General features: G+C 63.5%; 22 protein-coding genes. 10 read left to right on the top strand and 12 right to left on the bottom strand.

Features of this window, described 5'->3' with window-relative positions; all coding sequences use genetic code 11:
* Positions 1-7: 7 nt before the first annotated feature.
* A complete protein-coding gene (locus CH305_RS00085; RefSeq protein WP_141215771.1) occupies positions 8-1,252 on the bottom strand; it encodes a TetR/AcrR family transcriptional regulator in 1,245 nt (414 codons plus the stop codon).
* Positions 1,253-1,478: 226 nt separating this feature from the next.
* Between CH305_RS00085 and CH305_RS29665 the strand changes: the two genes are divergently transcribed.
* Both CH305_RS29665 and CH305_RS00095 read left to right on the top strand, forming a co-directional pair.
* A complete protein-coding gene (locus CH305_RS29665; RefSeq protein ID WP_306436903.1) occupies positions 1,479-1,859 on the top strand; it encodes a LuxR C-terminal-related transcriptional regulator in 381 nt (126 codons plus the stop codon).
* Between the two features lie 78 nt (positions 1,860-1,937).
* Positions 1,938-2,702: an alpha/beta fold hydrolase gene (locus CH305_RS00095; protein ID WP_094701893.1), complete on the top strand. Its 765-nt coding sequence runs from the start codon at positions 1,938-1,940 to the stop codon at positions 2,700-2,702.
* Between the two features lie 8 nt (positions 2,703-2,710).
* On the opposite strand, the gene CH305_RS00100 is transcribed toward CH305_RS00095, so the two are convergent.
* Together CH305_RS00100 and CH305_RS00105 are read right to left on the bottom strand one after the other, a co-directional pair.
* A complete protein-coding gene (locus tag CH305_RS00100; protein WP_094702069.1) occupies positions 2,711-3,631 on the bottom strand; it encodes an MBL fold metallo-hydrolase in 921 nt (306 codons plus the stop codon).
* A gap of 2 nt (positions 3,632-3,633) precedes the next feature.
* Positions 3,634-5,298 (bottom strand): FAD-binding dehydrogenase, encoded by a 1,665-nt coding sequence (locus CH305_RS00105; protein WP_094701895.1) that lies wholly within the window; start codon positions 5,296-5,298, stop codon positions 3,634-3,636.
* 128 nt (positions 5,299-5,426) lie between these two features.
* Here CH305_RS00105 and CH305_RS00110 point away from each other — a divergent pair, with 128 nt between their 5' ends.
* Positions 5,427-6,629, top strand: coding sequence for a helix-turn-helix domain-containing protein (locus CH305_RS00110; RefSeq protein ID WP_141216432.1), 1,203 nt, complete (start codon positions 5,427-5,429; stop codon positions 6,627-6,629).
* A 96-nt stretch (positions 6,630-6,725) separates the two neighbouring features.
* Positions 6,726-7,478: a S9 family peptidase gene (locus CH305_RS00115; protein ID WP_094702071.1), complete on the top strand. Its 753-nt coding sequence runs from the start codon at positions 6,726-6,728 to the stop codon at positions 7,476-7,478.
* 18 nt (positions 7,479-7,496) lie between these two features.
* On the opposite strand, the gene CH305_RS00120 is transcribed toward CH305_RS00115, so the two are convergent.
* Both CH305_RS00120 and CH305_RS00130 read right to left on the bottom strand, forming a co-directional pair.
* Positions 7,497-8,396: a 3-hydroxyacyl-CoA dehydrogenase gene (locus CH305_RS00120; protein WP_094701897.1), complete on the bottom strand. Its 900-nt coding sequence runs from the start codon at positions 8,394-8,396 to the stop codon at positions 7,497-7,499.
* Positions 8,397-8,748: 352 nt separating this feature from the next.
* The gene (locus tag CH305_RS00130) at positions 8,749-9,573 is read right to left on the bottom strand and encodes a dienelactone hydrolase family protein (RefSeq protein WP_094701899.1); all 825 of its coding nucleotides are present in this window, start codon (positions 9,571-9,573) and stop codon (positions 8,749-8,751) included.
* 179 nt (positions 9,574-9,752) lie between these two features.
* On the opposite strand from CH305_RS00130, the gene CH305_RS00135 reads away from it, so the two are divergent.
* On the top strand, positions 9,753-10,607 hold the full coding sequence (locus CH305_RS00135; RefSeq protein WP_094701901.1) for an SGNH/GDSL hydrolase family protein: 855 nt from the start codon (positions 9,753-9,755) through the stop codon (positions 10,605-10,607).
* Here the strand turns inward: CH305_RS00135 and CH305_RS00140 are convergent, their stop codons facing one another.
* Positions 10,608-10,985: a hypothetical protein gene (locus tag CH305_RS00140; RefSeq protein ID WP_032404126.1), complete on the bottom strand. Its 378-nt coding sequence runs from the start codon at positions 10,983-10,985 to the stop codon at positions 10,608-10,610.
* A gap of 68 nt (positions 10,986-11,053) precedes the next feature.
* On the opposite strand from CH305_RS00140, the gene CH305_RS00145 reads away from it, so the two are divergent.
* Complete coding sequence (locus tag CH305_RS00145; protein WP_141215774.1) at positions 11,054-11,593, top strand: TetR/AcrR family transcriptional regulator; 540 nt, start codon at positions 11,054-11,056, stop codon at positions 11,591-11,593.
* Positions 11,594-11,626: 33 nt separating this feature from the next.
* Here the strand turns inward: CH305_RS00145 and CH305_RS00150 are convergent, their stop codons facing one another.
* The 3 genes from CH305_RS00150 to CH305_RS00160 are packed head-to-tail and all read right to left on the bottom strand — an operon-like array spanning position 11,627 to position 15,392.
* On the bottom strand, positions 11,627-12,409 hold the full coding sequence (locus tag CH305_RS00150; RefSeq protein WP_032404128.1) for a MerR family transcriptional regulator: 783 nt from the start codon (positions 12,407-12,409) through the stop codon (positions 11,627-11,629).
* 56 nt (positions 12,410-12,465) lie between these two features.
* Positions 12,466-13,758: an MFS transporter gene (locus CH305_RS00155; protein ID WP_094701903.1), complete on the bottom strand. Its 1,293-nt coding sequence runs from the start codon at positions 13,756-13,758 to the stop codon at positions 12,466-12,468.
* Positions 13,755-15,392, bottom strand: coding sequence for a class I adenylate-forming enzyme family protein (locus CH305_RS00160; protein WP_094701905.1), 1,638 nt, complete (start codon positions 15,390-15,392; stop codon positions 13,755-13,757). Before CH305_RS00160 ends, CH305_RS00155 begins: the two co-directional genes overlap by 4 nt.
* A gap of 153 nt (positions 15,393-15,545) precedes the next feature.
* Here CH305_RS00160 and CH305_RS00165 point away from each other — a divergent pair, with 153 nt between their 5' ends.
* The 3 genes from CH305_RS00165 to CH305_RS00175 all read left to right on the top strand — a co-directional run bounded on the left by CH305_RS00165 (position 15,546) and on the right by CH305_RS00175 (position 18,492).
* Entirely contained in the window at positions 15,546-16,163 is a 618-nt protein-coding gene (locus CH305_RS00165) for a TetR/AcrR family transcriptional regulator (RefSeq protein WP_094701907.1), read from the top strand.
* A gap of 95 nt (positions 16,164-16,258) precedes the next feature.
* Positions 16,259-17,470, top strand: coding sequence for an acyl-CoA dehydrogenase family protein (locus CH305_RS00170; RefSeq protein ID WP_094702073.1), 1,212 nt, complete (start codon positions 16,259-16,261; stop codon positions 17,468-17,470).
* Positions 17,467-18,492, top strand: coding sequence for a phosphotransferase family protein (locus CH305_RS00175; protein WP_094701909.1), 1,026 nt, complete (start codon positions 17,467-17,469; stop codon positions 18,490-18,492). The genes CH305_RS00170 and CH305_RS00175 overlap by 4 nt, the downstream gene beginning before the upstream one ends.
* Before the next feature lie 14 nt (positions 18,493-18,506).
* Here the strand turns inward: CH305_RS00175 and CH305_RS00180 are convergent, their stop codons facing one another.
* A complete protein-coding gene (locus CH305_RS00180) occupies positions 18,507-19,439 on the bottom strand; it encodes an arabinofuranosidase (protein ID WP_052058873.1) in 933 nt (310 codons plus the stop codon).
* 113 nt (positions 19,440-19,552) lie between these two features.
* Positions 19,553-21,157 (bottom strand): diguanylate cyclase domain-containing protein, encoded by a 1,605-nt coding sequence (locus CH305_RS00185; RefSeq protein ID WP_179278123.1) that lies wholly within the window; start codon positions 21,155-21,157, stop codon positions 19,553-19,555.
* 191 nt (positions 21,158-21,348) lie between these two features.
* On the opposite strand from CH305_RS00185, the gene CH305_RS00190 reads away from it, so the two are divergent.
* A complete protein-coding gene (locus CH305_RS00190; RefSeq protein WP_094608172.1) occupies positions 21,349-22,521 on the top strand; it encodes a beta-ketoacyl synthase N-terminal-like domain-containing protein in 1,173 nt (390 codons plus the stop codon).
* A 10-nt stretch (positions 22,522-22,531) separates the two neighbouring features.
* Here the strand turns inward: CH305_RS00190 and CH305_RS00195 are convergent, their stop codons facing one another.
* Positions 22,532-22,735: a zinc-ribbon domain-containing protein gene (locus CH305_RS00195; protein WP_032404133.1), complete on the bottom strand. Its 204-nt coding sequence runs from the start codon at positions 22,733-22,735 to the stop codon at positions 22,532-22,534.
* Between the last annotated feature and the right edge of the window lie 17 nt (positions 22,736-22,752).

A 22,752-nucleotide genomic window follows, 5' to 3' on the forward strand; every position in this document is an offset into this window, starting at 1 on the left:
GCGTCGATCAACGAGACAATATTCCGGACAGGAACACTTTCAGCACATTGTCGGCGACTTCTTCCGGGGATTCTCCCGATCGCGTCAGCGATCTGATCACCACATTGTTGGCGAGCACGGTGGCCAGTTCGACTGCGGACACCTCGGTAGCGAAGTCGCCTCGGAGCTGACCGCTCTCGAGAATCGGGGTCAGTGCCGACGGCACGGGAAGGTGTTCCCTGATGGTGGTGACGGTACCGGGCTCGTGAAACTGCTCGAAGCTCAGCGCAAGCAACATTCCCGAGCTCATGGCCCGGTTGCGCGACACGAACTCCGCCAGACGATTCACCGAACGCACTAGAGCGACAACCGGTTCCACGTCGAGCCGAGCATCCGCGCGACCCAGCCGGAGTACACGCTCGAACTCGGGGGTGAGTGCGGCGACGATGATGTCGACTTTGCTCGGAAACAATCGCTTGAGATCGGTGACGGTGAGCGAGGACGCCGACGCGATGTCCGCGAGGGTGACCGAGAAGTATCCGTGTTCCGAGAACAGCGTCTCGGTGGCCACGATGACATCGGATTCGATGTCGCCCCTTGCCGGATCGAGGGATTCGAGCGATGGCAGCGCATCGACCTGCTCGTCGGTACGCTGCCGTCGATCCGAGTGGACCGGGTCCACCGCCCAATCGAGCAACGAATCGATGGCCGTGGCCACGCGTTCCGCGGAGATCGTTCCCGGGCTGAGACTTTCACGGAAGGCAAGCCCGTCGAGCAGAGCTACGAACACTGTGGAGAGGTCGGCCACCGTCAACGGTGTTCTCACCGAGCCGCCGACAGCGCGGAGTTTGTGCCGCACTGCGCTCTCGACGGCGTGATCCATGGCATCGAATTCCGGTGCCAACGAGGACCGCGCTCCGGCGTGATCGGAGGCGATCATGGCACCGATCATCCTTTGACGCAGCAGCCCCGAGGTCAGCTGCTCGAAATAGGCCGCGAGATCCGAGGACGGCTGCTCGGCGACGTCATCGGGCGGTGAGTACTCCAACGTCACGTGTGCGAGCAGATCCTCCATGAACGCTTCCTTGCCGCCGCGCTCGCCGGTGCGGGAGGAACCTGGATAGGCATTGTGGAAAGTCTGATGCGACAGTCCTGCTTCTTCCACGACCGCTGCAATGGACAGCGAGCGCGCCAACACCGTCATATCGAGATCGGTCAGCAGGCGGGAACCGGCCCGGAGCAATTGTTCGCGTGGTGTGGATTTCGAGCTCAACGACAACCGCCTACGGATGTTCGATCTGATGGATCGTCGACTATATCAATACACACCACGAGCTGAATTTTTATAGGTGTATAAAGTCTATTGGATTCGGATATCGAATTATGCAGTGATCCTCGAACATGATGGTGTTGTTTCATATTTCGCGGCGTGGTCGGATGATCGAAACACCCAAGACGGACAACGGGGGTCGAATGCCATGCGGGACACGAACACAGGTGTGACGACCACGACGCTCGAGATTGCGTCCGGTGGGTCGCTTCACCCGTCACAGCGATTTGCGCCTCGGCGAAGCGCGTCGGCGGTGCGCTCCCGAACCACGGCAACCCCCGGCACCGATAGGCCTCGGGTGCCGCAGGTACCGGCCGAGTTCGTCGATCCCGGATTGACCACGCGCGAAATTGCGGTTCTCGGAGCCTGGTTGCGCTGCGACTCCAAGCAAGAAGTGTGCGCGGTGCTGCATATTGCGCTGGGCACGGTGAACACCCATCTGTCCCGTATTCGCGCGAAGTATGCCAGTGTCGGTCGAGCCGCGCCGACCAAAGCGTCGCTGGTGGCGAGAGCACTGCAGGACGGCCTGGTCGCCCTGGACGATCTGTGAGCGAAGGTCGGCACGAGGCGGACAGTGCAACGATGCCCTGCCCGCCCAGGTGACGACGCACGTGGCACACTTCGGTCGATGAACGACAAGCCTGTGTTGATGTTGCTGCACGGTGTCACCATGTCGGGAGCAGCGTGGAACGACGTCGTGCCGTTGCTGGCCGAACGGTTCGATGTCATTGCTCCCACCGCGGCCGGTCATCGTGGAGGCCCGGCGCTCGCAGGCGTGGCGACAATAGCCGCCGTCACCGATGCCGCAGAACGCGAACTCGACGGGCGCGGCCTGGATGCAGTACACATCGCAGGAAATTCGATGGGCGGATGGATGGCTGTCGAACTGGCGAGACGGGGACGCGCACGCTCGGTCTGCGCCTTCTCACCAGCAGGACTGTGGGAGAAGGACGAGAAGCCAGGTGCCAGCAGAGCCACCTTGATCCGCACCAAGAGACTGGCCGACGCGACTCGTCGTCTCGCCCCAGCGCTGATGAGGTTCGGTCTTTCTCGACGAATTGCCATGCGCGACATCGCAGTCCACGGGGACAGCATGACGCCGCAGCAAGCGGTTCGGTCGTTTCAGGATCTTGTCGGGTGCGAGGCAGCGTACGAACTACTGAACACCCGCGAGAGCATGGATCCACTCCTCGACCTGCCGTGCCCGGTCACCGTCGCATGGGCCGCTCACGATCGCATCTTTCCGCCTGCAGAGTTCGTCCCCATTGCCCGGCAGCGCCTCCCTCGGGCCCGGTTCGTCACCGTGCCGGGCGTCGGCCACGTTCCGATGATCGACGACCCGGTTCTGTGCGTGCGAACGATCGTCGATTCGATCGAGAACCAGGCGGGCTGACGCGTCCGTCAGGCCCACGGGTCCACACGTCGCCACAGCGTCGGTAGCTCGAGAACGACTCCGTCTCTCAGTGCGCAGTCGGCCAGCACGTCGATCGAGACAGTCATATCGTCGAAGGCGTACGGGAGTGCATGTAAGGGCTTGTGCAAAGGCCGAAAGAAGTTGTCCCAGTGCGTCAGAACGACGCGCCGGGCACCGACGACCGAGACCGTCTCGCGCCAATACTGCTCGATGAACGCTCGCGATTGCCGGCCGAGTTGGCCTATCGACAGATAGACCACGTCTGCGCGGCTTCCGTGGAGCATGCCCACCCGGAAACCGGCGCTGCTGTGGACGAGTGCGGTCCGGCCGCTGGGAATGTGTTCGATCAGCATCGACCACGCCTCACCGCACCGATACTCGCTCACCCGAGCGGGCTGGCTCAGAGGTCGCTCGATCACCCCGTGCGCTCGATCCGGATGCGAGTGAACGGATTCGAAGAATGTGACGGCGAAATTCCCATGCTCGGTCGTTTCACCGTTCTCGACCGCGACGATGCGGTCGTCGGGTAGGTCCGAACCCTGCCCGATGAAACCGGTCGAGGAACCACCGACCAGAACCGCCCCGGATATCCGAGCCACCGCCGCTGAATCGAGGGCGTGATCGTAGTGCGAGTGAGCACACAGAACAGCGTCGAGCGAGATGATTCCCGCTCTGCGCAGGGCGGCGTCGATGCGCTGCATGTCGGAACGAAGCGGCAGCGCAAGGGTTCTCGCCAGTGACGGGCGCGAGAAGAACCCATCGGTGAGAATCGCGGATTCGCCGTCGTCGAACAACGCCGTGCTGACACCGAGGAAAGACACCGTCACCGGCGAGGAAGGAGTCGCCGACGCGGTGGTGGCGATCTCCGACGGGCCCGGCAACGGGGGCCGACCGACGCGTCGGAACACCGTCACGCCTGCGCTGCGAGCGCACGCCCGGCTTGCCGGCCCCCGAAGATGCACCCGCCCAGGAACGTTCCCTCCAGCGAACGATATCCGTGCACCCCACCACCGCCGAATCCGGCAATCTCGCCTGCCGCCCACAGCCCCTCGATCGCTCGCCCCTCGCTGTCGAGAACGCGCCCCTGAAGGTCGGTTTGGATTCCGCCCAACGTCTTTCGAGTGATGATGTTCAACCGCACCGCAATCAACGGTCCCGATTTGGGATCGAGAATTTTGTGCAGAGACGCAGTACGCGCGATGCGCTCCCCGCGCGAACGACGGGAATTGTGAATCGCGGAGACCTGCAGGTCCTTGGTGAACGGGTTGTCGACTTCCCGGTCGCGAGCCTCGATCTGCCGGCGCAAGTCCACCAGGTCGATCAGGTCCTCGCCGGAGACCCTGTTCATTCCCTGCACGAGTTCACCGAGGGTGTCGGCGACCACAAAATCCTCGCCGTTCTTCTTGAACGCCTCGACCGGTGCACTGGCACCGGGCAAGACTCGGCCGAGTACGAGCTTGAGGTTCTTTCCGGTGATGTCCGGGTTCTGCTCCGATCCCGACAGTGCAAATTCTTTCTCGATGATCTTCTGGGTGAGGACGAACCATGAGTACTCGAAACCGCTGTCCTGGATGGCTTTCAACGTTCCTAGCGTGTCGAAGCCCGGGAAGTTGGGAGCCGAGAATCGCCGACCACGCGCATCGAACCACATCGACGACGGTCCTGGAATGATCCTGATTCCGTGGTTCTTCCAGATCGGGTTCCAGTTCTTGATGCCTTCGGTGTAGTGCCACATCCGGTCCTTGTTGACCAGACGTCCGCCGACCTTCTCGGTGATACCGAGCATGCGGCCGTCGACGTGTTCGGGGACTCCCGAAATCAGCGATTTCGGAGCCGTTCCCAGACGAGCCGGCCAATTCTCCCGCACCAGATCGTGATTCGCTCCGATGCCGCCCGCAGTGACGAGCACCGCACCGGCGCGCAACTCGAACTCCCCCACCTCGACGCGAGTACTGCCCGCACCGCGTTCCGCTGCGCTGGGTTCGAGAATTGCGCCGCGCACTCCCTCGACCACCCCTGCGCTGACGACGAACTCGTCGACGCGATGACGAAAACCGAAGCGCACCAGTCCTTTGTCCGCAGCCTCGCGGACACGACGCTCGAACGGTGCGACGACGCCCGGCCCGGTGCCCCAGGTCAAGTGGAAGCGTGGAACCGAGTTGCCGTGCCCGTCGGCGAGGTACCCGCCGCGTTCGGCCCAGCCGACGACAGGAACCCACCGCACGCCCTGCGCGTGCAGCCAGGACCGCTTCTCCCCTGCCGCGAAATCGAGGTACGCCCGTGCCCACTGGTGACCCCAGTAATCCTCGCCGGCGGGATCGTCGACACCCCGATCGAATGTCGCGGTGCCGAGCCAGTCCTGCCAGGCCAGTTCGGCCGAATCCTTGATGCCCATTCGTCGCTGTTCCGGAGTGTCGACCATGAACAGCCCGCCGAGTGACCAGAACGCCTGTCCACCCAGATTCTGCTCGGGCTCCTGGTCGAGGAGAAGCACACGCTTTCCGGCGTCGGCCAATTCGGCGGTTGCCACCAGTCCGGCCAAGCCCGCGCCCACCACGATCACGTCTGCGTCCATTGCCCCACTCTTCTGCTCGACCCGGATGTCTCCTTCGACTGTGCTGAGGTCGCCGCCGGAACTCAAGGAAACCGACTCGAATGACTATAGGATTTATCAGTCACTGACAAGGAGTGGGAGGTGGATCGATGTACCCAGCGCGGGTCGCCGTGGTCGCGAAGATCGAATCGGAGTTGGGCCCCGTCGTCGCATCGGCAGTACTCGCGATTCGCGACGCGATCCCGGTCTACCGATCACTGCAGGGTGCACAGTTGGCCGATGTCGAGGCCATTGCGTATTGGTCACTGAGGCGGTTGATGGCCCTGTGGGCGCACGGCGATCGGACGATCGACGACCGTGACCACAGCAGATTCCGCGCGATCGGTGCCGCGCGCGCCGCGGACGGGCGCCCGCTGGCCGATGTGCTCCGTGCGTATCGAGTCGCGTCGAGCGTGTTCGTTCGGCACGTGACAACCGAGTATCTCGATGTACTCGAACCACCGGACATCGCCGAACTCGGCCTCGGCGTGCTCGACGCCATCGACGCAATCTCCGAGGAAATCATCGGCGCGTACGTCATTGCGCGCGAACAGCTCACAACCAACCGCGCGCAGGCGCACGCCGCGTTGCTCGACGACTTGCTGGCTGCCAGACACAATTCACCCGGGACGGTGTCGGATCGTTCCCGCGAACTCGACCTGAAGCTACCCACGCACCCGAATCTGCTCGTGGTGCAATCGACAGATCCGGGCCGACCCATGTCCGACGACACCGTCGAATCGCTGGTTCTCGCAGTGGGACTCGTTCCCCCGGACCGCACCGCGACGTCGGGTCAGCGGACTCACCTGTGCACTCGACGCGAACAACGCGCGATCGCGTTGCTGCCACCATCGATCCACCGCGCCGAGGCCGACCTCGCGTGTCGAGATCTACTGCTCCGCGGATGCCTCGTGGAGAGATCGACCGTTGCCGGTATCAGCAGTTCGTGGCGTCTCGCCTCGGAAGCGCTGGACACCGCACCGGATCACGCGTTCGACGACCGGGCACTGCTCGATCAGGGTGACGGTCAGCTGCTGGCACTGTTGACCGCGCGCCCCACCGCGGACACGAGCGAGGTGGTACGTACCGTGCTCGGTCCGCTGACCGAGGCGGCGAACGAGCACATTCTGCAGGGCCTTTCGGCCTTCATCTCCACCGGTACGGCAACGGCTGCCGCCACCCGACTACAGGTGCACCCGCAGACTTTGCGCTATCGATTGCGCCGGGCCCAGGAACTGACCGGACGCGATCCGCGATCGGCCTGGCATCGACTGGCCCTCGATACTGCGATACAACTACGCCAACTCGGTTGACCCGGCTCGGCTGAACCCAGCGTCGTCGGTGGTCATACGCCACTGCGACCGTGCCTTACTACTCGAGCCCGAGTTGTGGATCCTAGGATGACCGGTATGTCGGAACAGGTCACGTTTTCCAGCGCAACCGGACCCACCTTGGCAGGCGTGGTCGATGTTCCCGAGGGTGAAGCGCGAGGGTGGGGCGTATTCGCTCACGGATTCACGCTGGGCAAGGACTGCCCGGCGGCGAATCGAATGTGCAAGCAGCTCGCGGCCGACGGCATCGGAATGCTTCGCTTCGACAACCTCGGTCTGGGCCACTCCGAGGGCGACTGGGGCGACGGTTCGTTCTCGAACAAGGTGCACGACACCGTCAAGGCCGTCGAGTTCATGAACGCGACCGGTCGCGAGGTGAAGTTGCTCGTCGGCCATTCCTTCGGCGGCTCGGCGGCCATTGCTGCAGCGCACAACTGTCCGACGGTCGAAGCGGTCGCCATCGTCGCCGCCCCGTTTCAGCCCGCGCATGTCGAGCACAACTACGACGCACTCATTCATCGGATCCAGGACGAGGGCGAAGCGCCGTTCCACGCCGGCGGCAAAGCGCTGACCCTCAAACGACAGTTCGTCGACGACGTCCGCAAAGCAGACCTGCGCGAGCGCATCACCACCCTGCGGAGACCGCTACTCGTCATGCACTCCCCCACCGACAACACGGTAGGGATCGACAACGCCAGCGAGATCTTCCAGGCCGCCCGTCACCCCCGGAGCTTCGTTTCGCTCGAGGGGGCCAATCACCTTCTCACCGGCAAGAATCAAGCAGCTCGTGCCGGTCGGATCATCAGCGCCTGGGCGGATCCGTACCTCTGACAGGCGGGATCGAGCGATTCAGTTGATGTTCCACGACTCGACAGCATCCAGTCGCTGGCCGTCGGAGTCGTACGTGTAGAAGCCTTCACCGTCCCCGAGACCGGTCTTTCCCGAGTCGATACCCTTTTGCAGTATGTCGGCAAATTTGACCTGAACCTCGCCACCGTGTGCGCGCGCGATATGTGCTGCGACGTTGAAGCCGACAGTGTCGTATATCTGGAACGGACCGGCGGGTGCCCCGGTGGCTATGCGCCACACGTTGTCGATGTCCGCCGGATTGGCAACCCCGCCGACGTAAAGGTTGGCTCCTGCTTGCAGCAGCGGGATCAGAAGACTGTTCAGCACGTATCCCGGAATTTCCTTTCGGACCGGAACGGGAACGAGACCGATCTCCGAAGCAAAGCTCAGTACGACATCGAAGTAGACAGGATCTGTTGCAGCAGTTGCCATCACCTCACCGGTGTTGTATCGCCACACGAGATTGGCGAAGTGCAATGCAAGAAACTTTTCCGGCCGCCCGGTGGCCTCGGCGAAACTGCTGGGCAGTAGCGACGACGAGTTGGTCACGAAGATAGTTTTCGGCGGAGCGGACGCGCCGATATCCGACCAGACCTTCTTCTTCAGGTCGAGATCCTCCGGAACTGCTTCGATCACCAGGTCGGCGTCCGAAACGGCCTCGGCGACGCTGGTGGTGGTCGTGATGGATTCGATGGCCGCGTTGAATCGCGCCTCGTCGAAAGTCTTCAGGTCACGCTTGTAGTAACCGCGCATCCATTCCCAGCGATCCGGCAGCTTGGCAAGTAGTTCGTCGGAAATGTCGTATCCCACAACGGTTTTTCCGTGGTAGGCAGCCTGCATCATGATCTGCGAACCGAGCACTCCGGTTCCGAATACGGTCACGTTCTCAACATCGGTCATGGACGACACACTTCCCTTTATGGAGTCACTGGTTTCCCGCTCTCCAAGTTCTACCGCTGAGCGCGGAGCCATCGTCTCGTGGGGTCCAACAGTGGACCGACTTGCCCGACGACAGCGCCTTTACACTCCACAGGATCGACGGTTCACGCATACTCGAACGATGGCTGTGGATCCCCGCGGAAGAGACCTGAAGCGCGTCGCGTAAGGCGTTCAGCGAGATGGTGGCCGATCCCGAATATCAGACGGTGACGGCGTTACGGACCGCCGCGTCGAAAGAGGCGGTTCTGCAGGCCACCATCCCGTGGTCGTGAATTCGACCTTCGGCTTCGCATCGTGTTCGTGCCGCGGGACCTCACGGCGTTGCGAGCAACTTACTGCGGAACAGGTCGAGTACCTGGTCCAAAGCCTGCCGGGTCGGCTGACCCGGCTCGTCGATGAGTCCTTCCGTCACGACGGAGTGTGGCGGCCCGAAGGCTTCCGGGTTGAACGCAGAATCGGGCAATTCCACCGACACGAATGCGTCGCCGAGTTGTTCCCTCAGAAACTCGAACCGTGCAGGGGGACACATCTTGTCGCCCTGAAACCGCATACCGAGGACAGTGAGATCTCCCGCAGCACAACGGCTCTTCACCTTCGAAAGGTCGCCGGCATTGATGTCGATGGAACGACTGCGTGACTTCGATGCCGCGAACGGAAGGGACGGTTGCGACAGCACCGGCGCGATCAATCGATCGTCGGCGGCCATCGCGAGGGCGAACCCGCCGGTGAAGCACATTCCGATGGCACCGACACCTGGTCCGCCGCACCGCTCGTGTTCCTCGGCCGCCAGAGCACGCAGCCACACCACGATCCGCGACGACTTGCCGGTGGCCAAGATGGTGAATTCTCGGCTGATGCACGCCGGCACCATGGCACGGGACATGGTGGCAGCGGTACCGAGCAGTCCGAGGGGTGCGGTCAGCGGGTCCTTCCCGTCGACGCCGAACAGGTGCGGCACGATCGCGGTGCATCCGATTCCGGCGACGGTGCGCGCGAAGTCCGCAACCTTCGGCGTGATGCCCGGCATTTCGGACATCACGATGACCGCCGGCCCGGTGCCGATGCGATAGACCGGTGCCGCGCGCCCGTCTGCGGTGAACTCGGTTCGTTCGAAATCGGCCAACGCGTCGTCGGTCATGGGAGTACGTCCTTCGGAGAGGGGTACACGCGGCTGCGGTGTCGAAGACGAGCATAGAGCGATGGCGCAATTTGTCCGGAAGACCAGCGACTACCGCGTGTACTCCCGCAGCAGGCGATCGCCGCGGCACCGAACGGCGGTACGCTCTCGAGCAGCATCCGCCGGCGAGGGAGTCTGTCATGCGCATCGGAACGCATCGGTTCGGTCTCGGAATTGTCGTGTCCATCATTGTCGCGCTGGCGATCCCCTCCCATGCAACAGCGTCGCCCATCGAGTACGTCAACCTCGGCGACAGCTTCGGTGCAGGCAACGGCGTGCTGCCGCTGGCACCGAACACGCCACTGAGGTGCCTCCAGTCGGAACAGAACTTTGCTCATCTCGTCGCGCGCGAGCAGGGCTACAGCCTCACCGATGTCAGCTGCGGCGGTGCTGCCACCGACGACTTCTATGCCCCTCAATTCGAGGGCACACGACCGCAATTCGATGCATTGTCGCCATCGTCCGATGTGGTGACCTTGATGATCGGTGGCAACGACAACAGCGTGTTCTCGGGAGCGATCGCAGCATGCGTGAGTGCACTCGCAACCCACGCCGGTGCATTCGATCCGTGCACGCAGCAGAACGGAAGTAGCTTCGACGACAAGATTCTCGACAGCACCCTGCAGGCCGTCCGACAAGCACTGCGCGACATACATACTCGCGCGCCCGAGGCGAAGGTGATCATCATCGGCTATCCATGGCTCATCCGCGCAGCGAGCACGTGCGAACCGTCGGTCCCCGTCGCGCTCGGCGACGTTCCGTATCTGCGCAACCTCCAGGCCACGCTGAACGATGCCATCCGCGAGGCAGCGGCCGATACCGACACGACCTTCGTGGACATGTCCGTGGCGTCGGAGGGGCACGACGCCTGCCAGCCCGTCGGAGTGCGGTGGGTGGAACCACTGCTGTTCGCGGATCAGTTCGTGCCGCTGCACCCCAATGCCCTCGGTGAGGCCGCGATTGCAGCAGAAGTCACGGACGCGCTGGCCGGGTGATCACGAGGAGGTCGAGTCCGCGATGATCGTTGCGCCCAGCACGACGAACAACGTTGCGCCTGCCGCTACTCCGACCAAACTCGAGGCAGGCGCGCCCGCGCGACGGCCGAGCACACTTGCTGCGACGTCGAGGACATCGATTGCGATCCCGGCCTCCACGGCCGCTTTGCGAACGTCCGCGGATGGATGGTGCAGCGCCATTCCCAGCGCGAGATCGCGGACTCCGAAGAGGCGCGTCACAACCCCCGCACTTCCGGCTTGACGCATGGGTCCGAGACCGAAGGCACGCCACGAATGTGCGGGACTCACCCACGAGACCAGTCCGGCGGTCGATCGCAGAACCGACAGTGCGAGCAAGGGAGTCGAACGTGTACGCATAGCGTCTCCTTCGAGTTGTAGTGGTCACTACAACAAAAGCTACCTGTAGTGACCACTACAATCAAGGTGTGGTCAAGAGACATTCACGCGAAGAGATGCTGTCCGTGGCACTGGACGCCGCCCTGGAAGGCGGCCTGAGCCGCTTGACCTTCGGCAGACTCGCGTCTCGTTTGAAGATCAGTGATCGCATGGTCGTCTACTACTTCCCGACGAAGGACGACCTCGTCACGTCTGTTCTGTCAGTGGTCGGAGATCGATTGCAACATCTGTTGGCCGCGGCGTTCTCGACACCCATGAACGACCACCGCTCACTGGTTGCGACGGCGTGGCCGGTTGTGGCACAGCCGGAGTGCGATCCGCTGTTCGGGCTCTACTTCGAGGCGATCGGCCAAGCAACAGCAGGACTCGAGCCCTACAAGTCCGTGGCCTCGCACTTGGTCGAGGGCTGGATCGAATGGCTCGGAGGCTTCGTCGTCGGTGATCAGGACTACCGACGCAGGGAAGCTGCCGCAGCTGTGGCTGTGCTCGACGGCCTTCTGCTCATGCGTCTACTCGGAGGCAGTGACCTCGCCGACTCGGCATCGACGTCACTGCTCGATCACCGATAGATCCGCTGGGGCAGAGCGGGTTCAGGACGCCGCTTATTCTGGGAGTGGCGTCTGGAACGACCACAGATGACCCTCGGGATCGCGAACGCTGTATTCACGAACGCCGTAGGGCATGTCGGTGGGCGGGTAGTCGATGGCTGCTCCGGTTGCCGCCACGCGAGCGTGATGGGCATCGACATCGTCGACGAGGATCGCAAGCGACGCGGTGACCGCGCCGGTGGTCAGCGGCGACACCATGCGATGTTCGGGGGCCTCGCGGTGCAACCAGACAACACCGTCACCGGCGTGAACCTCGCCGTGGACGGCTCGGTCGCCGTCGTATTCGATCTGTCCGGGAGCCAGTCCCAGCACGTCGACGAGGTAGGAATGGGCTGCTGCGATGTCGCGGTAGACCAGCAAAGTGGTGCGGCGAGTGACCGCAGGCTCGTCGGTCGACAGGCCGGAGAGAAGGTCCAGTAGGGCGTCGTCGCTCGGGCGATCACCATGAAGAAGTCGGTCCTCCACGGCCCGAACACGCTCTCGCACACGAGCGAGCTCGGCCATCCGTTGATCCAGGTCGGCCAGATGCTGCCGCGTGAGGTGCTGGAGGTCCACTGCCTCCGGATCGACGTCCGCAAGCGGAGTGCCCAGTTCTCGGAGCAGGCGAATCCGGTACAGCCGGTCGAGATCTCCGCCGTCGTACCGGCGCCTACCCCCTCCGTCCCGGTCCGGAGCGAGCAGGCCCAACTCTTCGTAATAGCGCAGGGTCCGCTCGGTGACGCCGGTCCGACGGGCGACGTCACCGATACCCCAGGTGGTCGAATCACTGCTGTTCATGCAGGCAACGGTAGAACCTCACGCCACGTCAGGAGCAAACTCCGGTCGGGGACGCGTCATACGTCTTCGAGTCGAATTCCCTTGGTTTCCTTCATGAAGAAGCAGGCGACGCCGGTCAGAGCGGCCAGGAACATGATGTACACGCCGAACACCCAGCCCAGATCGAACCCGAGGAACAGCTGGTTGAGATACGGCGCGGTTCCGCCGAACACCGCTACCGAGAACGAGTAGGCGAATCCGATTGCCTGCGTGCGGAGTCGGGTGGGAAAGCTCTCCGACAGTGTCGAGGACAGAATCGAGGCCGGGACGGCGATGACGAGCAGGGCCACCGTCGACGGGAGCAGCAATGTCCACCACTGCGTCGAGATCAGCATCGTCAGCGGGATCTGCAGCAGGAACATCAGCACGGCGAAGGCGGCCAACATCGGCCGTCGGCCGATCGAATCCGAGAGACGACCGAAGAACGGTAGGGACACCAGCGCTATCAACTGCGCGATGACGAGCATCCAGTACGCGGTGTCGGGATTCATCCCACGCTGCGTGATGGCGAATGTCGAGACGTACGAGGTCCAGGTGTAGTGCGCCGCCGTGATTCCCGACGTCATTCCGATCATCAGCACGATCGCCTTCACGACGGTCTTGCGTGCGATCGGTGCTTGTTCGACCTTGTTCTGCTCCGAGTCGAACACCTCGCTCTCGTCCATGTTCTTGCGCAGGTAGAGAGCGAACAGCGCCAGGAGTGCGCCCAGCAGGAAGGGGATGCGCCAACCCCATTGCCCGACAGCAGAATCCGACAGTGTCGAGGTGATGACGCCACCCACTGTGTATGCCAGAGCCGATCCACCGAAGATGGCGACGAACGCGACACTGCCCCACATGCCACGTCGGTTCGGCGGCGCGATCTCGCCGACGTAGGAATACGCCGTCGCCGACTCGCCACCATGCGCGAAACCCTGCATGACGCGTGCGAGCAACAGCAGTACCGACGCCCAGGCCCCGATCGCACCGTAGGTGGGCATGATGCCGATCAGCAGGCTGCCGGTCGCCATCATGAGCATCGTGGTGACGAGGACGAACTTGCGGCCCTTCTTGTCCGCGATCCGTCCGAACACGATGCCGCCGAGAGGCCGCATCAGGAATCCGACGGCGAACACCGCCAGCGTGGACAGCAGTGCGGAGACCGGATCGGACTGACTGAACATCGCTGCCGCGATGAACGGTGCGAACACTGCGTAGGCGCTCCACTCGTACCATTCGAGTACGTTGCCTATCGTGCTGGCGAACAGCGATTTCTTCCGTGAGGAGATATCCGGTGCCAAGCGGGTGTCGCGCGATGATCCGACGGTCATGGAGTTTCACTTTCGGTCGAATGGTTGTCCACAGGAACAGGTTTGAGTGCTGCACGTCGAATCTTCCCGGTCTGAGTCTTGGGAAGTTCGTCGATGATGTGAATGGCCTTCGGACGCTTGTACGCGGCCAACCGATCGCGCGCGAAATCGACCAGCGCATCCGGTGTCACCGAGGTTCCGTGTCGCAGGGATACGTAGGCCACCACCGATTCGCCTTGGTAGGCGTCGGGTCTGCCCACCACGGCGGCTTCGAACACTGCAGGATGTTCGTAGAGGGTGTCCTCGACTTCCCGGGGCCAGACCTTGTATCCCGACACGTTGATCTGGTCCTTGAGTCGGTCGACGAGATACACCCATCCGTCGTCGTCGATGATCGCCACGTCTCCCGTGCGAAGACGACCTTCGGGTATCGTCGACGCGGTCGCAGCGGGATTTCTCCAGTAACCGGAGACCACCTGTGGACCCGAGATCACCAGCTCCCCAGCAACTCCCGGAGCCGTCGGCTGCCCTGCGGGGTCCACCGTTCGTAAGGTCACACGGGGTAGCGCCAGCCCGACGGACAACGACCCACTCGCGGGATCGACCGGCGCACGCACGCCGGGCGGAACGGCGATGACGCCCGCCGTGGTTTCGGTCATGCCGTATGCGTTGTGTATGTAGCAGCCGAACGCGGACTCGAATGCGGTCACCGTCGCGGGCGGAATCGGTGCACCGCCGGAGTACAACGCCTTCACCGACTCGAAATGCGCTCGCGTCACCCCCGCGGTCTCGGAGATCGCGTTGAACACCGTGATGGACCCGATGGTGTAGGTGACACGATGCTCGACGAAGGCGTCGAGAGTGACTGCTGCGTCGAAACGATGCGCGAACACGAGCACGCAGTCGCGAATCAGGGCCACCGCGGCGTCGAGCATTGCGCCGGTGATGTGAAACAGCGGCGCGACTGCGAACACGACGTCACCGTCGACGAGACCGGCCCGTTCCCCGAAATCGAGAGCAGTGGCGAATGCGTTCGCGTGCGAAATCTGCGCGCCCTTCGGCGGACCCGTGGTTCCCGACGTGTACGCCAGAAGTGCGAGATCGTCTGGCTTCGGATCGAACTCGGGGATGGATCGGCCACGGTAGACGTCGATCAGACCCATCAGATCCTCGTCGGGCCGAGGTGTCACGCGTGACCTCGACGAAAAGACTCGTGGGTCGTTGCGTGTCTGCACATCGAGTCCGCTTGTGCTCACGATCGATCGAATCGAACTGCCGCGCAACGTCACCCCCACAGCATCGAGGTCGCATTCGTCGCACACGAGTGCGATCGGTTCCGCATCGTCGATCAAGGTACGCAGTTCACGGTTGCGGTACATCGGGTTGAGGATCAACGCGACCGCCCCGATCTTCCACAGTGCGAGAAACGTCAAGGCGTACTGCGGAATGTTCTGCAGATAGATGCCGACGCGATCACCCTGCGACACGCCTCGCTCGATCATGGCCGCGGCAAGCGCATCGGATGCCTCGTCCACCTCGCGGACAGTGAGCACGGCGTCGAAGTACGCCAGTGCCGGCCGGTCCGGGGTGTCGGAGACTCGGTTACGCCAGGCGTCGAGAACAGTTGCAGGCCCGGTCGCTCCGTCGAGGGTCATGGACGGCCCTTTCGCTCGAGCAGAATTTCGGCCCGAATGGACCGACCGAACACTCGCTCGGTCTGCGTTTCAACAGTGTTGCGGATCACAAGTTTTGTGTCAACCCGGTGCATAGGGGTCGGCCCCAGCCGAGTCGACCTCTACGGTAAGCGCATGACCGCGACCCACATCTGGCGAACCTACGAGGGCTCGAACCTCTCCCCAGCTTTGGCGTCGGCGCTGAACATGTTCGTCGAGCAGGGGTACCACGGTACGTCGGTGCGGCAGATCGCCGCAGGTGCCGGCCTGTCGGTTCCCGGCCTCTACCACCACTTTCCATCGAAGCAGGCCTTGCTGGTCGGCATCATGGATGCGTCGATGGACGAACTGCTGGATCGCACCCGATCGGCCGAGGACGGGGCGGGTCCGTCGCCCAGCGACCGATTCGACGCAGTCGTGGAGTCCCTGCTGTTGTTCCACATTCACCGGCGCGATGCCGCCTTCGTCTGCTCGACGGAAATCCGCAGTCTCGACTCGACGAATCGCACCGCGTACATCGCCAAGCGGGACGAAGAGCAACGGCTGCTCGACGCGATCGTTGCCGAAGGAGTCGAATCCGGGGTCTTCGACACCCCGCACCCGGCGGATGCCAGCCGAGCCGTCACCACCATGTGCGTCGGCCTCGCCACCTGGTATCGCCCCGACGGACCGATGACGCCAAGCGAATTGGTCGCCGTGTATCTCGACATCGCCCGACGGACGGTCGGTGCCGCGACCGCGATACCCGAGTAGCGGCGCGGGCCGGGTCCCTTGACCCGGACGGGCAGTTGTGCCAACCTTCGAGGAACCGAGCGAGTGTTCGGTCGGTACTGGACAAGGAGCGCATGGTGGCCATCGATCTGACGTACGACCCGGACATCGAGAAGCTGATCGACCGGACTCGCGCCTTCACTCGAGACCACGTGCTTCCCATCGAGGACCGGTTTCTGGGCAACATCACCGATGCGGGCGGCGACCGACTTCGCGTCGAGATGCAGGCGGCCGCTAAGGACGCGGGCGTGTTCGCACCACATGCGCCCGTCGAATACGGCGGCCACGGGCTGTCGATGAGTGACCGCGCCCCGGTGTTCGAGGAAGCCGGCTATTCATTGTTCGGCCCCATCGCCCTGCACCTCGGTGCGCCCGACGAGGGCAATGTCCACATGCTGGCGCACATCGCGTCGGCGGCACAGAAGGAGCAATTTCTCGCTCCCCTCGCGCACGGAGACGTGCGCTCGGCTTTCGCAATGACCGAACCTGCACCGGGTGCCGGTTCCGATCCCTCGGCGTTGACCACCGCGGCCGAACGGGTCGAGGGTGGATGGAAGATCAACGGGCACAAGTGGTTCATCACCGGTGCCGACGGTGCGGGGTTCTTCATCATCATGGCCCGAACATCGGGTGAGCCGGGCGATCGAGGCGGAGCCACGATGTTCCTGGCCCCCGCCGACACTGCGGGCATCACGGTCGGCCGACATATCGGCACTTTGGACAAGGCCATGATCGGCGGACACTGCGAGGTGTTCTTCGAGAACGTATTCGTGCCCGACGAGAACGTGCTCGGGGCCGTCGACGAGGGATTCGCCTATGCCCAGGTGCGTTTGGGACCGGCCCGCATGACCCATGTGATGCGCTGGCTCGGAGCCTCGAGGCGAGCTCACGACATCGCCGTCGCCCAGGTGGCCCAGCGCGAAGGGTTCGGCGGGAAGCTCGGCGATCTCGGCATGGTGCAGAAGATGGTCGCGGACAACGAAATCGACATCGCGGCCACTCGCGCACTGTTGATCAAGGCGTGCTTCGAGCTGGACCGGGGTGGACACGCGAGCAACGAGACATCCATCGCCAAGACGTTCGCCGCCGAGGCGATCTTCCGCATCGTCGACCGAAGCATCCAGATGTGCGGAGGTCTCGGCGTTTCGGACGATCTTCCGCTGGCGCGGCTCTCCCGCGAAGTGCGGCCGTTCCGCGTGTACGACGGACCGTCCGAGGTACACCGCTGGGCCATCGCCAAGCGGACGATCGGTGCCGCCAAGCGCGCCGCGCGGGAGGCACAGTCGTGAGCGATCTGCAGGGAATGAATCGCGATGCGCTGGAACGGTTCCTGCAGAACAACGGTATCGAGCTCGATGGCACGTTGTCGGTCGAGATGATCAGTGGTGGTCGCTCCAACCTCACATACAAGGCATACGACGACACCTCGACATGGGTCGTTCGTCGACCGCCCACCAGTGGGCTCACCCCCTCTGCACATGACATGGCCCGCGAGTGGGCCGTCACCGAGGCACTTGCATCCACCGATGTCCCCGTCGCCCGGACAGTGGCCTTCGATCGAGACGGTTCGGTTCTCGGCGCTCCGATGACCGTCGTGGATTTCGTACCCGGCCGAGTGGTCCGTACGCGTGAGGATCTTTCCGACCTCACCGACACGCAGGTCACCGAGAACGCCGCCGAGCTCGTCCGGGTACTCGCCAGGCTGCATGCCGTCGACCCCGCTGCTGTGGGCCTCGGAGCGTTCGGCCGACCCGACGGTTTCGTCTCCCGCCAGGTCGCGACGTGGGCTCGGCAGTGGCACAGCGTCAAGACCCGCGATCTACCCGATGTCGACCGACTTCACCGTGCACTCGAGGCTGCGATACCGACGCACTCGGCGTCGTCCATCGTCCACGGAGACTATCGCGTCGACAACACCATTCTCGATGCCGACAACGTCGGTTCTGTTGCCGCCGTGGTCGACTGGGAGATGTCCACCCTCGGCGATCCCCTCACCGACGTCGCGCTGATGTGCATCTACCGTCAACCCGTGTTCGATGCGGTCCTGGGCGCGGATGCGGCATGGACGAGCGACCGATATCCCTCGGCCGACGACCTCGCACACCAGTACGCAGTGAAATCCGGTCGTGAACTGCACAATTGGGGCTTCTACCTCGCCCTGGCCAATTTCAAGCTCGGAGTGATCGGTGAGGGCATCACTCACCGCGCGCTGTCGGGTTCCGATACCGGAGCCGGTGCCCGTAACGCCGCAGACGCCACCGGGGAGTTCATCGCAGCCGGGCTCAGAGCACTATCGGGTACCACCGACTGACACGGACGCCCTCGTCAGGCAGGCTCTCTCATCACGCCGACATGGCGCACGGTTCCCGATAGGCCCGGGAGTTCCGTCGGTTCGGACCAGGTGTTCATACCGTCCGAACTGTCGGAGTAGAAGTACTTCCGGTTGGTGTAGTCGTCGTAGTAGAGCCGCCAGGTGCCGTCCGGCAACTCGATGACGGCGGGGCCTTCCTTCAAAGGACCGAAGTCGCGGAACGGAGCGGGCGTATAGGGCCCGATCAATGACGGCGCGGTCCAATGCTCGATCACCTTGCGGGTCTCGTTCTTCGTGAACGCGTGATAGGTCGATCCGGACTTCACGACCGTGGTATCGATGTGGTCGGCGTCGATCCCGACGAACGGAACCGGGAAGCTCCACATTCTCAGGCCCGGATCCATCGCGGTCATCAGATACGGCACGAATCCACCACCGGTCGAGAGCGACACGATGATGCTGACGCGGTCACCGTCGACGAACCATTCGGGTGCCCAAGCCTTCGTGGTGAACGGCGACAGGGACGGACCGTCCGAGAAGCCGGCCGAGCCGGTGAAGCCGGGCGGGCTCGCCGATCCGGTTCCGGCGCCGGTACCGGGCAGGAAGGCGCAGCAGAACGGAATCGGGAAATTCTGCAGGAACGTCCAGTCGACGCGGTCGCTGCTGCGAGCGAAGCCGATGTTGGCTCCGCCGCCCGTCGTGTAGGTCGCGTAGTACATACCGTCGGTGTGCCGAAAGATGCTCGAGTCTCGCACCACGCCGGACGGCGGCTGGTACGCCGAGGTCTGCAACGCGGTGAAGTCGGTGCCGTCGCTGGATTGGTAGACGTCCATGTTGCGATCACTGTCGTTGCTGAACGCCACCATCGTGTAGCGCCACTCGGACGGCGCGGCGGCACCGGTCCCCGCGGAGGCGAACAACAGGCCGGCTACAGCGAGGACCACCATCGACATCGCGAGCATGCACTTTCGAGCGGTCGGTATCACCGAAGCAGTATCTACGACCCATACGCCTCGTGCGTAACTTTGGCAGCACGCACGAGAAATCGTTACCGATTCTGTTACGGATGCGAAAGATACTGCGTTGCGGGCTTGGCTTGGTACATCTCGTGGTCGGCGTCGTCGAGAATGTCGAGTGCACTTCGGGTGTCATCGCTGTCGACGGTGACACCACCGATGCTCGCCGTCACCGTCAACACCCGTCCCGCCGTCGTGATGGGAGAGGCGAGCTCGGCGCGCACATCATCGGCCTCGGTGCCCGCCCGATGTGGAACCACTGCCACGAACTCGTCGCCACCGATTCGTCCGACGAAGGCGTCGGCCGGGAGCGCTCTGGTCAGACGCGCGGCAACCACTCCGAGCACAGCGTCGCCGACAGTGTGTCCATGCAGGTCGTTGATCGTCTTGAAGTTGTCGAGGTCGATGAACAGCACCGCCATGGCGTCGTCGCGGGCCGGCCGCGCCAGTTCCTCGTCGAGGCGCGCCAGGATCAGCGGCCTGTTCGGCAGGCCGGTCAGATCGTCGTGAGTCGCGGCATGTTCGAGCTTTATGTTCATCCGGTAGGCGTCGGTGATGTCGACGAACGTGGCGACTACGGAGGGGGACGGGCTGCCCGACGTCAGCATCGTCGCCGTCAACGACAGCCAGAAGTTCCGGCCGTCTCGTCGACGCTCGATGCCGATCACCGCCTGGCTGGGCGCGCCGGTCTTTCTCGTAGCGGCGACCGGGTGCTCGAACGGGTGAATCGGTCCCCCGTCGGTTCCGTACACGCGGAAGGGGAGGTACGCCCCCTGCCCTGTCTCGGTCCCCACCTGAATGTCCAGGATCGTCTTCGCCGCGAGGTTCGCCGACTCGATGCGGCCGGTGTGATCGAGCACGACGACCCCTGCCTCGAGCGATTCCACCACGGCGGTGAAGTGGTCCTCGGCCCGTCGCACCGCACTTCGGTCGGCGCACACCAACACCCAGCCATCGGGCATCTGAGCCGCGGACACCACTACCGCCAGCGCGGTGCCGTCCGCACGACGATGCGACTCGCACAGTTGTCCACCGGCCCGCAGAATCGAGGCCGGATCGCACGGAACGCCGACCGCGTACGAGACGCTGCGACCGAGAACGTCGGCCGAACACCGTCCGTACACCGACTCGGCTGCGGGGTTCCAACTCGACACCAGACCATCGGACGACACTCCGACGATGGCATCGCTGACGTGCTCGACCAAGGCGGCTTGATACCGCAACGCCTTCTGTGCCGCCTTGTGCTCGGTGAGATCTCGCAGAATGACCTGAAACGCCGGCTCGCCGTTCCACACCGTACGCACGGACACTGCTTCCATGGTCAGTGTCGTCCCGTCGAGTGCAAGCACCGTCGCTTCGGACGCAGCGCTGGCCGTGCCGTGAATGCCGAGAGCGGCGATGCGCTCGAACATGGGCCCGATCGACTCGGCAGCAATGAAGTCTTCGATCGGCCGTCCGATGACCTCTTCGGCGCTTTCGGCGCGTAGGTATCGCATTCCGGCAGGGTTCAGATAGACGAGTGTCCCACGTCGGTGAACACCGATCGCGTCCGGTGAATGCTCGACGAGAACCCGGTAGCGGTCTGCCAATCCAGGCGACGCGGGACTTGGTTCAGGGTCGCCGACGCTCTCGCGCTCCCCTGGGGCCATGCTCGGTCCTCGCGTTCGTAGACAGACGGTCAACACCCGATTGAACCACCAGAACGGAAATCGGTGGAGTTCGATGCCCGATTTACAACGAACATCCGATTCTCGACTGGACCCGATGCCGGTTTCACGGGCTAAATCGAGGCGTGAGCCGAATCCGGCTTGCATACCTCGGAAAGAAACGGATATCGACGATGAGCACTCAGGGCATCGGCATCACGGGGATCGACATCAGCGGGATCGGCGCAGTGTCCGGCTACGGCTGGGGCACCGACGCCCTGTGGCACGGCCTGTCCACGGGCAAGGCGGCAGCCACCCTGCACCACGATCGCACCCGACGCGGCAGAAATCCGGTGTGGCTGGCAAAAGTCCCCGACGGCGGAGACCACGGCGACGGCACCAGCCGGTTCGGTCGGGCGCTTCGCGGGGCCGCACGGGAGGCCATCGACGACGCGATGAAGCGCGGTTGGCATCCGGGGCGACGTGTCGGTCTGATCCATGCCGTCGTCCTCGGTGAAGTGGACGAGTGGCGAAACTTCTACCTGGAGGACGGTGGTGAGCGCCGAGTACGTGACTATTTGACCTTGATGCCGTCGACGCCGGTGTCGCTCTTGATGCAGGAATACGGTTTTCACGGCCCGGCCATGAATGTCTCGGCCATGTGCGCATCGGGCAACGCCGGCCTGCTGACTGCCAAGATGTGGCTCGATACCGACTTCGTCGACGACGTCGTGTTCGTCGCCACCGATCTGTCGCTGACGCCGGAGAACATCGATCATTTCGTCAAGCTCGGCGTCGGCGTCGTCGACGTGGAGCCCCAGGAGGGCTGCCGGCCGTTCCAGGAGGGCAGTCGCGGATTCGGAATGGGCGAAGCGGCAACGGCTTTCGTACTGTCCAATCGAAGCTCTGCCTCGTACGCTCGGGTGTTGGGCGGCTCCATGACGCACGACGCGTTCCACGCCACCTCGATCGACCCGGCCCTCACCCAGGTACGAGGATGCTTCGAGCAGGCCTTGGCCGATGCCGGCGTCACACCACGCCAGGTGCGTTACCTCAATGCCCACGGCCCCGGCACCGCGCAATGCGACGCAGCGGAGACGGAGATGTTGGAGACGGTGCTCGAGTCACACGCACAGGTGTATTCGGTGAAACCGTTGACCGGACACTGCCAGGGTGCGGCCTCGGCAATCGAAACAGTCTCTGCGGTCATGGGATTCGAACGTGGAATCGTGCCCGCAGCACCTCAGGTCTCCGATGCCCATCCCCTGCTGCTCGACGGATTCACCACGGCAGAAAGCGGATTGACGGTGAAGTCGTCACTGGGAATGGGCGGACACAACTCGGTGGTGGTGCTTGCTCCGGCGTGACATGCCTTCCTCAGACCTCGGTGGCAGCTCCGCAGATTCCGCACTCCTCGAATTCGACTCGCTTCCAGCGTGCAATCGGAACGAAGAACAGCGTGAATTGCTGATACTGCTTCATCCGCACCCACTGCGTGGTGTTGTGGCACCGCGGGCAGTTTCGCGTTGCGCCAGGGCCGACGTGTTTGCGCTTGCTGCCGAAACCGAAGAGTAGGAACATCACCCCAGCATAGGTGG

This window comes from Rhodococcus sp. 15-649-2-2 (assembly GCF_002258645.1).
Taxonomy (GTDB): Bacteria; Actinomycetota; Actinomycetes; order Mycobacteriales; family Mycobacteriaceae; genus Rhodococcoides.

Coding starts and splice junctions, on each gene's coding strand:
- CH305_RS00095 (WP_094701893.1), top strand. CDS start 1,938: ATGAACGACAAGCCTGTGTTGATGTTGCTGCACGGTGTCACCATGTCG.
- CH305_RS00105 (WP_094701895.1), bottom strand. CDS start 5,298: ATGGACGCAGACGTGATCGTGGTGGGCGCGGGCTTGGCCGGACTGGTG.
- CH305_RS00110 (WP_141216432.1), top strand. CDS start 5,427: ATGTACCCAGCGCGGGTCGCCGTGGTCGCGAAGATCGAATCGGAGTTG.
- CH305_RS00115 (WP_094702071.1), top strand. CDS start 6,726: ATGTCGGAACAGGTCACGTTTTCCAGCGCAACCGGACCCACCTTGGCA.
- CH305_RS00120 (WP_094701897.1), bottom strand. CDS start 8,396: ATGACCGATGTTGAGAACGTGACCGTATTCGGAACCGGAGTGCTCGGT.
- CH305_RS00130 (WP_094701899.1), bottom strand. CDS start 9,573: ATGACCGACGACGCGTTGGCCGATTTCGAACGAACCGAGTTCACCGCA.
- CH305_RS00135 (WP_094701901.1), top strand. CDS start 9,753: ATGCGCATCGGAACGCATCGGTTCGGTCTCGGAATTGTCGTGTCCATC.
- CH305_RS00140 (WP_032404126.1), bottom strand. CDS start 10,985: ATGCGTACACGTTCGACTCCCTTGCTCGCACTGTCGGTTCTGCGATCG.
- CH305_RS00150 (WP_032404128.1), bottom strand. CDS start 12,409: ATGAACAGCAGTGATTCGACCACCTGGGGTATCGGTGACGTCGCCCGT.
- CH305_RS00155 (WP_094701903.1), bottom strand. CDS start 13,758: ATGACCGTCGGATCATCGCGCGACACCCGCTTGGCACCGGATATCTCC.
- CH305_RS00160 (WP_094701905.1), bottom strand. CDS start 15,392: ATGACCCTCGACGGAGCGACCGGGCCTGCAACTGTTCTCGACGCCTGG.
- CH305_RS00165 (WP_094701907.1), top strand. CDS start 15,546: ATGACCGCGACCCACATCTGGCGAACCTACGAGGGCTCGAACCTCTCC.
- CH305_RS00180 (WP_052058873.1), bottom strand. CDS start 19,439: ATGGTGGTCCTCGCTGTAGCCGGCCTGTTGTTCGCCTCCGCGGGGACC.
- CH305_RS00185 (WP_179278123.1), bottom strand. CDS start 21,157: ATGGCCCCAGGGGAGCGCGAGAGCGTCGGCGACCCTGAACCAAGTCCC.
- CH305_RS00190 (WP_094608172.1), top strand. CDS start 21,349: ATGAGCACTCAGGGCATCGGCATCACGGGGATCGACATCAGCGGGATC.
- CH305_RS00195 (WP_032404133.1), bottom strand. CDS start 22,735: ATGTTCCTACTCTTCGGTTTCGGCAGCAAGCGCAAACACGTCGGCCCT.